This is a genomic window from Planctobacterium sp. R6 (genome assembly GCF_055755215.1).
The window spans coordinates 22437-36085 of record NZ_JBVTQY010000010.1; the positions used below are offsets into that span (position 1 = coordinate 22437).

The 13649-nt window shown below is 45.3% G+C and carries 14 protein-coding genes and 1 riboswitch; of the genes, 11 read left to right on the plus strand and 3 right to left on the minus strand.

What is annotated here, in order from left to right; all coding sequences use genetic code 11:
- The first annotated feature begins 129 nt into the window (after positions 1 to 129).
- A riboswitch (molybdenum cofactor riboswitch) is annotated at positions 130 to 336 on the plus strand.
- From moaA to moaE, 5 genes are all read left to right on the plus strand, one after another.
- A complete protein-coding gene (moaA, locus tag AC0J20_RS08560; protein ID WP_473021364.1) occupies positions 325 to 1293 on the plus strand; it encodes a GTP 3',8-cyclase MoaA in 969 nt (322 codons plus the stop codon). It overlaps the preceding riboswitch by 12 nt.
- 25 nt (positions 1294 to 1318) lie before the next feature.
- Positions 1319 to 1822, plus strand: coding sequence for a molybdenum cofactor biosynthesis protein B (moaB, locus tag AC0J20_RS08565; RefSeq protein WP_473021365.1), 504 nt, complete (start codon positions 1319 to 1321; stop codon positions 1820 to 1822).
- A 1-nt stretch (position 1823) separates the two neighbouring features.
- Positions 1824 to 2345, plus strand: a complete 522-nt coding sequence (gene moaC / locus AC0J20_RS08570; RefSeq protein WP_473021366.1) for a cyclic pyranopterin monophosphate synthase MoaC — start codon at positions 1824 to 1826, stop codon at positions 2343 to 2345.
- Positions 2342 to 2587 (plus strand): molybdopterin converting factor subunit 1, encoded by a 246-nt coding sequence (moaD, locus tag AC0J20_RS08575; RefSeq protein ID WP_229527127.1) that lies wholly within the window; start codon positions 2342 to 2344, stop codon positions 2585 to 2587. Before moaC ends, moaD begins: the two co-directional genes overlap by 4 nt.
- A gap of 1 nt (position 2588) precedes the next feature.
- The gene (gene moaE / locus AC0J20_RS08580) at positions 2589 to 3044 is read left to right on the plus strand and encodes a molybdopterin synthase catalytic subunit MoaE (RefSeq protein WP_473021367.1); all 456 of its coding nucleotides are present in this window, start codon (positions 2589 to 2591) and stop codon (positions 3042 to 3044) included.
- Between the two features lie 56 nt (positions 3045 to 3100).
- Here moaE and cmoB read toward each other — a convergent pair whose 3' ends face one another.
- Positions 3101 to 4066, minus strand: coding sequence for a tRNA 5-methoxyuridine(34)/uridine 5-oxyacetic acid(34) synthase CmoB (cmoB, locus tag AC0J20_RS08585; RefSeq protein WP_473021368.1), 966 nt, complete (start codon positions 4064 to 4066; stop codon positions 3101 to 3103).
- A gap of 12 nt (positions 4067 to 4078) precedes the next feature.
- Positions 4079 to 4816, minus strand: a complete 738-nt coding sequence (cmoA, locus tag AC0J20_RS08590; protein ID WP_473021369.1) for a carboxy-S-adenosyl-L-methionine synthase CmoA — start codon at positions 4814 to 4816, stop codon at positions 4079 to 4081.
- 192 nt (positions 4817 to 5008) lie between these two features.
- Between cmoA and AC0J20_RS08595 the strand changes: the two genes are divergently transcribed.
- The 3 genes from AC0J20_RS08595 to AC0J20_RS08605 all read left to right on the plus strand — a co-directional run bounded on the left by AC0J20_RS08595 (position 5009) and on the right by AC0J20_RS08605 (position 9299).
- Positions 5009 to 5644, plus strand: a complete 636-nt coding sequence (locus AC0J20_RS08595; protein WP_229527130.1) for a response regulator transcription factor — start codon at positions 5009 to 5011, stop codon at positions 5642 to 5644.
- A 36-nt stretch (positions 5645 to 5680) separates the two neighbouring features.
- Entirely contained in the window at positions 5681 to 6676 is a 996-nt protein-coding gene (add, locus tag AC0J20_RS08600; protein ID WP_229527131.1) for an adenosine deaminase, read from the plus strand.
- A gap of 307 nt (positions 6677 to 6983) precedes the next feature.
- Entirely contained in the window at positions 6984 to 9299 is a 2316-nt protein-coding gene (locus tag AC0J20_RS08605; protein WP_473021370.1) for a TonB-dependent receptor, read from the plus strand.
- A 148-nt stretch (positions 9300 to 9447) separates the two neighbouring features.
- On the opposite strand, the gene gltA is transcribed toward AC0J20_RS08605, so the two are convergent.
- Positions 9448 to 10728 (minus strand): citrate synthase, encoded by a 1281-nt coding sequence (gene gltA, locus AC0J20_RS08610; protein WP_229527133.1) that lies wholly within the window; start codon positions 10726 to 10728, stop codon positions 9448 to 9450.
- 428 nt (positions 10729 to 11156) lie between these two features.
- Here gltA and sdhC point away from each other — a divergent pair, with 428 nt between their 5' ends.
- From sdhC to sdhA, 3 genes are read left to right on the plus strand one after another with little or no spacing between them, the layout of a single operon-like run.
- The gene (gene sdhC / locus AC0J20_RS08615) at positions 11157 to 11531 is read left to right on the plus strand and encodes a succinate dehydrogenase, cytochrome b556 subunit (protein ID WP_229527134.1); all 375 of its coding nucleotides are present in this window, start codon (positions 11157 to 11159) and stop codon (positions 11529 to 11531) included.
- The gene (gene sdhD, locus AC0J20_RS08620; RefSeq protein WP_229527135.1) at positions 11525 to 11872 is read left to right on the plus strand and encodes a succinate dehydrogenase, hydrophobic membrane anchor protein; all 348 of its coding nucleotides are present in this window, start codon (positions 11525 to 11527) and stop codon (positions 11870 to 11872) included. Before sdhC ends, sdhD begins: the two co-directional genes overlap by 7 nt.
- Positions 11873 to 13645, plus strand: coding sequence for a succinate dehydrogenase flavoprotein subunit (gene sdhA, locus AC0J20_RS08625; RefSeq protein WP_229527136.1), 1773 nt, complete (start codon positions 11873 to 11875; stop codon positions 13643 to 13645).
- Positions 13646 to 13649 lie beyond the last annotated feature (4 nt).

Below are 13649 nucleotides of genomic sequence, written 5' to 3' on the forward strand. Positions count from 1 at the left end.
GCACTGGCATAAACGCCGCCATTTGCGGCTTATTTCACTCCTTGTGATCTTTTTCACACCTCGTAACCATTAGTTATGATTAATGCACGATTAGGCATTGAATTTAAGAGGCTCCGGAGGTAACTTGAACACCTTGATAAACTCCGAGCCTGATGACCTAAGTAGCGTCGGCTATTGCTGCAATTCGCTATAAGGAACTCTGGCCGTTTTGCTTACCGGAGCACGATGCACCGGCGCAAAACACGGGTTGGGCGAGAAATCAAACAGCCTCCCGAAAGTTGATATTTAAGGATAAATACCAGCTTTAATTTGGAAAGGTGTTCAATGTTAGAAGATACTTTTGGTCGCAGATTTCACTATCTGCGATTATCCATTACTGATGTCTGTAATTTCCGGTGCAGTTATTGTTTACCGGACGGCTACCAATGTGATTCGGATCGCGATTTCCTGTCACTGTCTGAAATAAAGACCATCGCACAAGCATTTGCAGAGCTGGGTACTTCCAAAATCCGCCTTACCGGTGGCGAGCCGTCACTGCGCAAAGATTTGCCGGACATCATTGCTACCTGCGCGCAAACTCCTGGAATAGACAATGTCGTCATCACCACCAATGGTTATCGCTTTCCCGACGTCATTGACGAATGGCAAGATGCCGGAATTGGGGGGATTAATGTCAGCATTGATTCGTTAGATCCCAATGTGTTTAACGCCATTACCGGAGCCGACAAACTCAAAGCCATTTTGGCGGGAGTAGAAAAAGCAGCGTCGTTGGGAATTCCGGTTAAAATCAATTCTGTACTAATGAAAGGCGTTAATGAACAAAGTCTGAAACAGTTTCAGGCCTGGCTGAAAGATACCCCGGTAACCCTGAGATTTATTGAACTGATGGAGACGGGATTAAGTCATCAGTTTTTCAAACAACATCATGTACCGGGTGAACCTTTGAAACAGCAATTGTTGCAGGAAGGTTGGACACGGATTGTCAGAGGAAAATCAGCGGGTCCGGCACAGGAGTTTCAACACCCGGATTACGCCGGACGGATCGGCCTGATCATGCCTTACAGCAAAGATTTCTGTGACAGCTGCAACCGCTTGCGCATATCCGCAACCGGCAAGTTACATTTGTGTTTGTTCGCCGAACAAGGTCTGTCGTTGCGGGAAGAAATTGCTTCAGGCGACCAGCTGGCACTGCAACACAAAATTTCCACTATGCTCAATGACAAAGAAGTAAGCCACTGGTTACAGGATGGCTTTACCGGTGCCACAAAAAACCTGGCAATGCTGGGTGGCTAAACTTAACAGGAGTAAATAGAATCCAATGTCTGCCTCTGAACAAAAACTCAATATCGCGATATTAACTGTGTCAGATACGCGCACAGAAGAAACGGATACCTCAGGTCGTTATTTAGCAGAGGCTGTTACCGAAGCCGGTCATGCACTGATAGAAAAGGCCATAGTGATTGACGATAAATATCGATTGAGAGAAATCCTGTCCCGCTGGATAGCGGCAGATAATATTCATGTGGTGATTAGTACAGGTGGAACCGGATTTACCGGCAGAGATACCACGCCTGAAGCCTTAAGTGTCCTGTTTGACAAAGATATCGAAGGTTTTGGTGAATTGTTCAGGCATATTTCCTATCAGGAAATCGGTACTTCTACGGTACAGTCCAGAGCCTTTGCAGGTATCGCTAATAAGACGGCGATTTTTTGTTTACCAGGATCAACGGGGGCTTGCAAAACTGGCTGGCACGGCATCCTGAAAGAACAGCTGGATGGCACTCACAAGCCCTGTAATTTTGTCGGTCATTTAACTAATTAATATGAAAAACGTTGCAAATAACAGCTCGCCGGGTTTAACCCATATCAATCAAAAGGGTGAGGCCGCGATGGTGGATGTCACTGAAAAAGCGATAACCCAGCGCGCCGCAGTAGCCACAGGTAAAGTGAGTATGTCACCAGCGACATTTGAGCTGATTGTTGCTGGTGAGCATGCCAAAGGCGATGTTTTAGCCGTGGCGCGAATCGCCGGTATTCAGGCCGCTAAAAAGTGTGCAGACTTAATCCCTTTGTGTCATCCGCTGATGTTGAGCACAGTACAGGTGGATTTTGAGCCTGATCCAATACGCCATCAAATTAAAGTTAAAGCTCTGTGTAAACTGGCTGGTAAAACCGGGGTGGAAATGGAAGCGTTAACGGCAGTATCAGTAGCCTGTTTAACCTTGTTTGATATGTGTAAAGCCGTAGACCCGGAAATGATCATCTCAGATATTATGGTGAACAGTAAAACTGGCGGGAAAACTGGTAATTGGCAGCACAGCAAAGTGGGCGAGGTGCCGGAATGATAACCGTATTATTTTTTGCGCAATTACGAGAACAACTGCAATGCGATAAATTGCAATTGGATGACTATCCGCAAACTGTGGCTGAATTGCGCGCCATGTTAGGTAAAAAATCACCTCTGTGGTCTGAATTATTAGTTAGTGACACTGCACTGGCTGCGGTCAATCAAACCATTAGTCATGATCAGGTATCCCTGAACAGTGGTGATGAAGTGGCATTTTTCCCGCCTGTAACCGGAGGATAGTTTGACCAAATTTACTGTGCGGATACAGGAAGCCGACTTTTCTCTTGAGCATGAATATCAGGCCGTGTTAGCGGGGAAGGCTGAGGCGGGGGCTGTGGTGTCTTTTGTCGGGCTGGTACGTGACTTTAATGACGGTCGCAATGTCACCGGATTAAAACTGGAACACTATCCCGGTATGACTGAAAAAGCCCTCAATGACATAGTGCAGCAAGCGAGTGAGCGATGGCAGCTGCAGGCGGCAACAGTAATTCATCGGGTAGGGCAGTTATCGCTTGCTGAACAAATAGTGTTAGTGATCGTTACCAGTGCGCATCGTGGTGATGCTTTTGACGCCTGTGAATTTATTATGGACTATTTAAAAACTCAGGCGCCTTTTTGGAAAAAAGAAACCACTGATAACGGTGAGTTTTGGGTTGCCGCGAAATCGGCTGATCAGGACAAGGCAAAAACATGGTGACGCAGCCGCACATTTAGCGCAAAGCCACGCAGTTGCTATCACTTTTATTCCCGATATTATCGTTCGGCGATTAATGTGGCCCTAAGCGGAGCGGGATAACCTTCTATGGTTTTACTGAGATCGTCTTTATCCAGAAAGTCCTGCAGTGAATGGCTGGTCATCCAGTCAGTTCGGCGTTGCTCGTCAAGGCGGGTCTCGTCCAGGTTGACACAGCGAATATTTTTAAATCCGGCTCTGGCCATCCAGTGTTCCAACGCTTTAACACTGGGAATAAACCAGACATTGCGCATTTGTGCGTAACGTTCACCAGGGACTAATACTGTGTTTTCATCGCCCTGTACAACCAGGGTTTCCAGCACCAGCTCACCACCGATTTTCAGTTGATCTTTTAATTGTTGTAGGAATTCAAACGGGCTTTTTCTGTGATAAAGCACCCCCATAGAAAATACCGTGTCAAACGCCTTAAGTGCTGGCATTTGTTCTATCCCCAGAGGAATGAGATGGATGGGTTGGTTCCGGGCAAAGTGTTTTATCGCCTGAAACTGAATCAAAAACAGTTGAGTGGGATCTATGCCAACCACCATTTCTGGTTTATCTGCCAGCATACGCCACATGTGATAACCACTGCCGCAACCTACGTCCAGCACAGTTTTCCCCGCCAGAGATCTGATATGCGGGGCTATGCGCTCCCACTTCCAGTCAGAGCGCCACTCTGTATCTATATGAATATCATGAATGAAAAAGGGCCCCTTGCGCCAGGGCATAAATTGCTTAAGCAGGCCTGCTATCTGTTTTTGTTGATAGTCAGTAATATCAGCCGCAGAGCCGATACGTACTTCATTGAGCAAGTCCATATTAGACGGCGCGGTGTCCGGCAGCTGTTCCAGCAATTTGCACCATTTCTTAAAATCACCGTGTAATGCCTCTTTGTGCCATTTAGCTAAGTGGGCAGGTAAAGTTTCCAGCCAATGCGCTAGTGGTGTGGGAGCGATTTGCTCATAAAACTGATAAAACCATTTCATGGTAATTTGTCTCTAATCAAGTTTGGGTTTTATTGCCAACATAGAGGCAAAATTAAAGCACTGAAACCAGGTCAACGCCTCGGTGAATCCGATATCTTTCAGGCGATTCAGGTGAAACGGTAAGGATTCCAGTTTCATGATATTTTCGATCGCCGTGCGTTTTTGACTGATTTCCAACTCACTGTATCCATTGCGGCGCTTAAACTCATGGTGTAATTCAATGAGGCTTTCATCAGCGGTGGAATGGCCCAGAGACACTTTTTCTGACAAGATTAAAATTCCACCTGGCAACAGTCCGTCAAAAATGTTTTTGAGCACAGCATAACGTTGCTCAGGGGGAATAAACTGCAGGGTAAAATTGAGAATGACCACAGAAGCGTCCGAAATATTTATCTGTGTAATATCTGCCTGCGCGACATTAACCGGAATCTCTGATTTAAAAGCGGCTAAATGACTCTTGCAGCGACTTACCATGTCAGGACTGTTGTCTATCGCTTCGATTTTTACGTTGTTTGCTATTACGTATTTTCTCACCGATAAACTGGCCGCTCCCAATGAGCAGCCCAGGTCGTAGATGGTGCTGTTATCCTGGGCAAACTGTTGTGCCAGCAAGCCTATGTTGTCAACTATGGTACTGTAACCTGGGACCGAGCGTTGGATCATGTCCGGAAACACGGCAACCACGTCCTGATCAAATTTGAAGTCAGCAACTTTATCGTGAGGTTTGGAATAAATCAGATCTTTGTTCAAGTGTGTTTCAGGTCGGCTAAAAAATCGTATTTTAGCGCAAAATTACCCTGGCCAAAACATTTCTGATGGGTTCAATGAATAAATGATGAGCAATTTCTTTTTGAGAAACAATGCAGTAACTAAAAATATTAGACTAAAGTCGTAGACTGAACCATAATGCTTTTCACTGCTGTTTAAAATCAAAGGTTTACGATGACAAAGTTTGTAGTAGCGGATGATCACCCATTATTTCGAGATGCGTTGACGGCGGCATTAGAGGCTTTAATAAAAGACCTGGAAATTATACAAGCCGGAACACTGGATGAGACCATTTCTTTGTTAGAGCAGAACAAAGATATTGACCTCGTATTGCTGGATTTACATATGCCAGGCAGTGAAGACTTTTATGGTGTTATTCGCATTACTGAAGACTTTCCCGACGTGCCGGTGGCAGTTGTTTCTGCCAGCGACTCGCCAATTGTGGTCTCTAAAGTAATGGCATTTGGTGCCAGAGGGTTCATTCCTAAAACCACACCATCAGCGGATACAGCAGCCGCGATCCAGTCAATATTGGGTGGAGCTAATTGGTTACCTGAAGGATTCAGAGACAATCTCATCAAAGTCGAAAGGGAAGACATTGATATTGCTGCCAGAATGGCAGAACTAACACCGAAACAGTTCCAGGTATTAAAACATCTGCAAGGTGGTATGTTAAATAAACAAATTGCCTTTGATTTGAATATTACTGAAGCCACAGTGAAGGCGCATATCAGTGCAATCTTCAAAAAATTGGAAGTCAATAACCGAACTCAGGCAGTTTTAGTTGCAGAGAAGCTACAACTCAATTAACGTTTCTCACCCCGTAATTAAATCTGAGATATAAAAATGATAAATCCGGATCTTCCTTTGGTGGATTTGCATCGTCATCTTGACGGTAACATTCTGCCTGAAACAATCTGGCGTTTGGCCAACAAAAACGGCATTGAATTGCCCGTAAACTCGCTGGAAGCTCTCATTCCCCTAACACAAATCCAGGATCAAACCAGCGATTTGTTGGCATTCTTACAAAAACTGGATTACGGCGTTTCTGTGCTCGCATCAATTGATGACTGTTACACCGTAGCCTACGAGAACATGTTAGATGCCAAACGTCAGGGTATCGATTATGTAGAACTGCGTTTTTCTCCTTATTATATGGCGATGAATCACAACCTTAATATGGCCGATGTTGTGGCTGCTGTTGTCGATGGGGTCAGAGCCGGCGAAAAGGATACCGGAGTTAAAGCAAACCTGATTGGTATCTTAAGCCGAACGTTTGGTGCGGAAACCTGTATGGCGGAACTGGAGTCCTTATTGGCGCACAAGGAAAAGATAGTCGCCCTGGATCTGGCAGGTGATGAAATCAACTTCCCGGCACATTTGTATAAAGAGCATTTCAAAAAAGGTCGTGACGCCGGGTGGAGTATTACTGTTCACGCCGGAGAGGCAGATGGCCCACAAAGCGTGTGGAATGCCATTGAAATGTTAGGTGCGACGAGAATTGGGCATGGTGTAGCGGCGACACAGGATCCAAAGTTAATGGAATATATGGCAAAAAATGGCATTTCCGTTGAATCTTGTCCTACTTCAAATTATCAAACTGCAACGGTAAAAGCGGTAAAAGACAGCCCTATGCCTACCTTTATGGAAAATGGCATTGTGGTGAGCCTGAATACTGACGATCCGGCAGTATCTAATATCGATTTACCACACGAATATCAGGTTGCTAAAAGCGTTATTGGATTAACTGACCAACAGTTGCGTCAGGTACAGGAAAATGGCGTTCATGCCGCATTTCTGTCAGATTCTGAGAAAAAAGCCTTACTCAATAGCAAGCGGTAAGCCTGCCCGGGCGACAGTGCTAAGGTTACTGTCGCCTGAAAATTCTACTATTCAGCACAAATTTCGCGTGCTAAATGCACAAATTAATCGCTTCTTGACCAACTAGTCAATACTTGCGACACTCCGTGAAGTCATTCAATTAGGGCATAGATTGACGGTTGCAGTCGCAATTTTAAACAATTGGCTATAAAACCACTCTGTTTATAAAGTTTTAATCTAAAATATCTGCAACAAGTATTATAATTAGAATAGAATAATAAAAAAAACACTGACTTAACTGATTTAACACACTCTAGGACACAGCAACATGATAAAAAAATCAGCTATTGCAGTCGCACTTCAGTGCGCGCTTCTTTCACTCGGTGCTCAGGCACAGGAACAGGAAGCTGAAGACAACAGTGGTTTAGAAACCATTACTGTTAAAGCCCAAAAGAGAACCCAGAGCATTCAGGACGTTCCAATCTCTATCTCTGCGCTGAATGGCGAGAAATTTGAAGCTATCTTTTCTGGCGGTGATGACATTCTTTCACTGGCGGCAAGAGCGCCTGGTTTGAATGCTGAATCATCAAATGGCCGTGTTGCCCCGCGCTTTTACTTGCGTGGTTTAGGTAATACCGACTTTGACCTGGCCGCATCACAACCAGTTTCTATCGTGATGGATGATGTAGTAAAAGAAAACGTTATCCTGAAAAGCTTTCCATTGTTTGATATCGAGCAAGTGGAAGTATTGCGCGGTCCTCAGGGCAGTTTGTTTGGTCGAAACACGACCGCTGGTATCGTTAAGTTTGATACCCGCAAACCTACTCAGGAATTTGAGGCTTTTGTTGAAGCATCTTTAGGTTCCATGAGCACCGCAAACCTGGAAGCCGCTGTAGGTGGTGGTTTATCGGATAATCTGTCAGGTCGTTTCTCGATATTATCGCAAAATCGTGGTGACTGGATTGATAATGCCTGGACTGGCGAAAATGATGCCATGGGTGGTTTCAACGAGCTTGCCTGGCGCGGACAGTTATTGTGGGAGCCGGGCTTAGGTGATACCTCTGTGTTACTGCAAATATACGGTCGTGACCTGGAAGGTACAGCGTCTATTTTCCGGGCTAATGCGTTAACTACGGGTAGCAATGATTTCAATCAAAACTACGATCGTGATGTTGTATATTACGACGCCGATCTGGATGGTGACGGTCAACAAGATCGCAATCCGCAAAACTATGAGAATACCGGTGTAACTCTGCGCATAGATAAAGAGTTGCGCAACGATATTACTTTCTCCTCTATCACCGACTATAACGTTGCCGAAGGTGACTCATTAGGTGATATCGATGGCGGTGTGGTAATTCCTGGTGATGAGTCCGATGCACCTGCCGGATTAACTTATGCCGAATATTCAAATTTTGGAACACCAACAGTATCCTTCCCAGGATTTATTCCTTTTACTGCAGTAACACAAGATAAGCTCGATGATTTGTATCAGTTTACTCACGAAGTGCGTTTTGTTGAATCCGGCCCGGATGATTTAGACTGGACTATTGGTGCGTACGTGTTTGACGCTGAATTTGATGTCACCTCTATTGACGGGTTTTTTGGTGCAACACGTGTCCGCCACTCCAACCAGTCGTGGGCACTATTTGGACAAATGGCCTACGATGTCAGCGACGATACCACGGTGACATTTGGTCTGAACTACACCAATGATGAAAAACAATTAACAGTCGTATCCCAAAATGTTAACGGTTTTGCATTAGTAACTGGCGATGCAAGTATCCAGGATTATCCAGATGTACAGGTTGACGATAGCCAGGTTAGCGGCGACTTGTCCATTAATCACAGCATCAGCCGTGATGTCAGTGTCTATGCGCGTGCTGCGGTAGGTTTCCGTGCCCCTACCATTCAGGGTCGTGACGTGGCTTTCGAATCTGCGCCATCTGTGGCGGACTCAGAAACCGTAACCTCGTTTGAAGCCGGTTTTAAAGCGGATTTATTGGATCGCGTATTGCGTTTAAACGGTGCAATTTACCACTATGAAGTTGAAGATATGCAGTTCTCAGCAATCGGTGGTGACGGTAACTTCACTCGTCTTATCAATGCTGACAAAGGTATTGGACAAGGTTTTGAAGTTGAAGCAACCTGGTTGGCTGCAGAAGGACTCACTTTAACAGCGGGTTACAGCTATAACGATACTGAAATCGACGATCCAAACCTTCGCGTTTCTCCGGGTTGTGGCGCTGGTCAATGTACACTTGTTGACCAAACTGACGCAAACGGATTGGCAATCGTTGACGGAAACCCATTCCCTCAGGCACCAAAAACCAACTTTAGTTTTACCGCCCGTTACGCATTTGAAATTGAAAGCGGTGAAATCTTCGCCTACACCGACTGGGTGTATCAAGGCGAAACCAATCTGTTTTTATACGATTCAGTTGAATTCACAACCGATTCTCAATTCGAAGGAGGTTTGAGAGTGGGTTACGAGAACTTTGATGATCAATACACGGTAACTTTGTTTGGTCGTAATATCACCGATGAGGAAAATCTTCGCGGTGCCATCGACTTTAACAACCTGACTGTTATTGACAACAACCCAAGAGTTTGGGGCGTAGAGTTCAGGAAAGAGTTTTATTAATTCTATTTAATAAGAATTCATTCTAGTTGTAGCCGCCTTTAAGGGCGGCTTTTTTGTGTTTATTGCTTATTCAATGTACAGATTTATTAAATAACAGGCATAAAAAAAGCGTCCAATTGGACGCTTTTAGGACGCTGATTAAGGCGTATTATTTCTTAATTGGTGTAAATGGACGTTGTGCTTCACCGGTATAAAGCTGACGAGGACGACCGATTTTTTGACCTTCCTGACCCAGCATTTCATGCCAGTGAGAGATCCAACCAACGGTTCTGGCCAGAGCAAAAATACAGGTAAACATATTGGTAGGAATACCAATTGCTTTCAGGATAATACCTGAGTAAAAATCGACGTTCGGGAACAATTTCTTGGATGCGAAATACTCGTCCTCAAGCGCGATTTTTTCAAGCTCCATAGCCACTTGTAACAAGGGATCTTTCACGTCCAGTTCTGCCAATACTTCGTGGCAGCTCTCTCGCATCACTGTTGCACGTGGGTCATAGTTTTTATAAACCCGGTGACCGAAGCCCATCAGTCGGAACGGGTCGTTCTTGTCTTTTGCTTTTGCGATAAACTCAGGAATGCGCTCTACAGAACCAATTTTCTCTAACATGTTCAAACAGGCTTCATTCGCACCACCGTGAGCAGGACCCCACAATGAGGCTACGCCGGCTGCGATACAGGCGTAAGGATTAGCACCTGAAGAGCCCGCCAGACGAACGGTAGAGGTTGATGCGTTTTGCTCGTGATCCGCGTGCAGGGTAAAAATACGATCAACAGCTCTGGCAACGGCCGGCGTCACTTTGTATTCTTCTGCAGGTACGGAGAACATCATGTTCAGGAAGTTCTCAGCGTAGGACAGGTCATTACGGGGGTAAACGAAAGGCTGACCGATGTTGTATTTGTATGCCATTGCTACCAGGGTTGGCATCTTAGCTACCAGTCGATAGGCACTGCGCAGACGTTTATCCGGGTCACTCACGTCAAGATCATCGTGATAAAACGAAGACATGGCACCGACCGTACCACATAACATCGCCATAGGGTGCGCATCAGGGCGGAAACCGTGGAAGAAATTGTTCATGGTTTCATGAACCATGGTATGACGGGTTATTGTGGATTTAAAGTTCGCGTAGGTCGCGGCATCCGGCGCTTCGCCGTGTAAAAGCATGTAGCAAACTTCAAGGTAATCTGCGTCGCGAGCCAACTCTTCGATGGAATAACCTCTGTGTAATAGCACACCTTTTTCACCATCAATAAAGGTAATTGATGATTCGCATGAGCCAGTTGCCATAAAACCTGGGTCGAAAGTGAAATGCCCGATTGAACCCAATTTTCTTACATCTATAACTGGGTTGCCGGCTGTGCCCGTGAGTACGGGGAGTTCTATTTCTTTATCACCAACTTTTAATATGGCTGAATCAGCTGCCATAAAAATTCTCCTTTCGAATGTTCTAGGGGGGTGCTCATTGATTCGTCAAAAATGGACGAGGCTTGTAAAGTAGACGGTAGTTTTACTTTATCCTGATAGTATAAGTCAATTTTAATGCGTATTTCATCGGTAAGTATGCATATTTCTGAAACTTTGATCACATTGCTCAAAATTTTTACAATCACGTCTTTGATCCGTAACAAAAATTGTATTTCCTGAATCCCAAAGATATACTTCAGTGCGAAAACGTAAATCTGCCAGACAGGCGAAGTTATTGGTCTGCAAGCATATTTCGTTAATAAAATGTAAATAATCCAATTTAAAATACATACGTATGTAAATTGTGATGACATTCAAGGTGGGATACTCACTTGTTACAGTTGTTACAAAAGAGTTAACACACAAACATTCCAGGTTGGCGACAAATCGTGAATAAACAAAGACCCGTAAATTTAGAACTTAATACGATTAGTTTTCCCCCATCAGCTCTGGTTTCAATTTTACACCGTGTAACAGGTGTTGCTTTGTTCTTCGCACTGTTACTGGTAATTGGAGCATGGGCTAGTTCATTAACTTCAGCTGAAAGCTTTGCCTCTGTCACTGAATTGATGAATGGCGTTATTGGTAAGTTATTGGTTATCGGCACAGTGTCAGCATTGACTTATCATATTCTTGGCGGTGTCCGTCATATGTTTATGGATATGGGACATTTCGAAGAATTAGAGTCAGGTAATAACAGTGCTAAATTTATTATTGGCCTGTGGATAGCGCTGACTGTCGTGATGGGAGTAGTGATATGGTAACTAATCAGGCAAGTATCAAAAGAGATGGTGTGCAAGATTTCGTCTCTTTGCGTACCACCGCAATCGTAATTTTGGCATACAGCATATTTATGCTGTGGTTTTTCGTTTCTACACCGACGGTGACCTACGAGGTCTGGTCTGGTTTGTTCTCCAATCTGGCTGTGAAAGTATTCACGCTTGCTGCACTGGTTTCCGTGATGATCCACGTGCGTATCGGTTTGTGGCAGGTGTTAACTGACTATGTAAAACCACACAATGTCAGAGCCGTTATCCAGTTTCTTTTAAACCTGATTGCATTCGCCTATGTAGCAGTCGGTTTGTTCGTCTTGTGGGGTGTGTAAGTGAAAGTTGCAGTTCATGAATTTGACGCGGTAGTAATCGGTGCCGGTGGTGCCGGAATGAGAGCCGCTTTACAAATTTCTCAGTCAGGCAAGTCTTGTGCACTTTTGTCTAAAGTTTTTCCAACGCGTTCTCACACCGTTTCCGCTCAGGGTGGTATTACCGTAGCATTGGGTAATGCCCACGACGATAACTGGGAATGGCACATGTATGATACGGTTAAAGGGTCTGATTACATTGGTGATCAGGACGCTATCGAATATATGTGTAAAACTGGTCCGGAAGCCATTATTGAAATGGAAAACATGGGTTTGCCATTTTCTCGTTTTGAAAACGGCAAAATTTACCAACGTCCTTTTGGCGGACAGTCTAAAAATTTCGGCGGCGAGCAGGGCGCTCGTACTGCTGCTGCAGCTGACCGAACTGGTCATGCTCTGCTGCATTTGCTCTATCAGCAAAATGTTAAAAACAAAACAAAAGTGTTCAGCGAATGGTATGCACTGGACCTGGTAAAAAACCAGGACGGTGATGTTGTCGGCTGTACGGCGATTGATATTGAAACCGGTGAAGTCGTTTACTTCAAGTCTCGCGCTGTGGTGCTGGCTACTGGTGGTGCTGGTCGTATTTATGCCTCAACCACAAATGCTCACATTAACACGGGTGATGGTGTTGGTATGGCGTTGCGCGCAGGCGTTTGTTTGCAAGATATGGAAATGTGGCAATTCCACCCAACGGGTATCGCGGGAGCCGGTACGCTGGTAACAGAGGGCTGTCGTGGTGAGGGTGGTTATCTGTTGAATAAAGATGGCGAGCGCTTTATGGAGCGTTATGCACCTAACGCCAAAGACCTTGCGGGTCGTGACGTTGTAGCGCGTTCCATGATGACCGAAATCCGCGAAGGCCGCGGTTGTGAGGGCCCATGGGGTACACACATTAAATTGAAGCTGGATCACCTCGGCAAAGACGTACTTGAATCACGTCTGCCCGGCATTCTGGAGTTGTCCCGTACCTTCGCGCATGTCGATCCGGTTAAAGAACCTATTCCGGTAATCCCAACCTGTCACTACATGATGGGCGGTATACCAACTAATGTTGATGGTCAATGTCTGACGGTGGCACCGGATGGCAGTGAGCAAGTAGTTAAAGGTTTATTTGCTTGTGGTGAGATTGCCTGTGTATCAGTACATGGTGCAAACCGTCTGGGTGGTAACTCACTACTTGATTTGGTGGTGTTCGGTCGCGCGACAGGATTACACCTGGGTGAGGCCCTGAACGAAATCGACAGTTCTCGCGAAGCTTCTGAGTCTGATTTGGATGCCGCGCTGGCGCGCTTTAATCGTTGGGAATCTTCCGAAATTGGCAAGGGTGAAGATCCGGTTCAAATCAAGAAAGACATGCAGCAATGTATGCAGCTAAACTTCTCAGTGTTCCGTGAAGGTGACGCCATGGCAACTGGTCTCAACGAATTAAAAGAAATTCGCGAGCGCCTGCAACACGCCAGACTGGACGATAAGAGCACCGAGTTTAATACTCAGCGTATTGAATGTCTGGAATTGGATAACCTGATGGAAACTGCCTATGCAACTGCGGTAGCTGCGAATTTCCGTACAGAAAGCCGAGGCGCTCATAGCCGATTCGACTTCCCGGATCGCGACGATGAGAATTGGTTGTGTCACTCTGTTTATATCCCGGAGACCGAATCTATGCGCAAGCGTGATGTTAATATGACGCCCAAGACGCGTGAAGCATTTCCACCTAAGACGCGGACATACTAAGGAG

What these genes read in the sequence shown, in the direction of transcription:
- add (WP_229527131.1), top strand. Translation starts at nt 5,681, where the DNA reads ATGATAAATCCGGATCTTCCTTTGGTGGATTTGCATCGTCATCTTGAC.
- cmoB (WP_473021368.1), bottom strand. Translation starts at nt 4,066, where the DNA reads ATGAAATGGTTTTATCAGTTTTATGAGCAAATCGCTCCCACACCACTA.
- AC0J20_RS08595 (WP_229527130.1), top strand. Translation starts at nt 5,009, where the DNA reads ATGACAAAGTTTGTAGTAGCGGATGATCACCCATTATTTCGAGATGCG.
- sdhD (WP_229527135.1), top strand. Translation starts at nt 11,525, where the DNA reads ATGGTAACTAATCAGGCAAGTATCAAAAGAGATGGTGTGCAAGATTTC.
- moaB (WP_473021365.1), top strand. Translation starts at nt 1,319, where the DNA reads ATGTCTGCCTCTGAACAAAAACTCAATATCGCGATATTAACTGTGTCA.
- moaD (WP_229527127.1), top strand. Translation starts at nt 2,342, where the DNA reads ATGATAACCGTATTATTTTTTGCGCAATTACGAGAACAACTGCAATGC.
- moaA (WP_473021364.1), top strand. Translation starts at nt 325, where the DNA reads ATGTTAGAAGATACTTTTGGTCGCAGATTTCACTATCTGCGATTATCC.
- AC0J20_RS08605 (WP_473021370.1), top strand. Translation starts at nt 6,984, where the DNA reads ATGATAAAAAAATCAGCTATTGCAGTCGCACTTCAGTGCGCGCTTCTT.
- moaC (WP_473021366.1), top strand. Translation starts at nt 1,824, where the DNA reads ATGAAAAACGTTGCAAATAACAGCTCGCCGGGTTTAACCCATATCAAT.
- gltA (WP_229527133.1), bottom strand. Translation starts at nt 10,728, where the DNA reads ATGGCAGCTGATTCAGCCATATTAAAAGTTGGTGATAAAGAAATAGAA.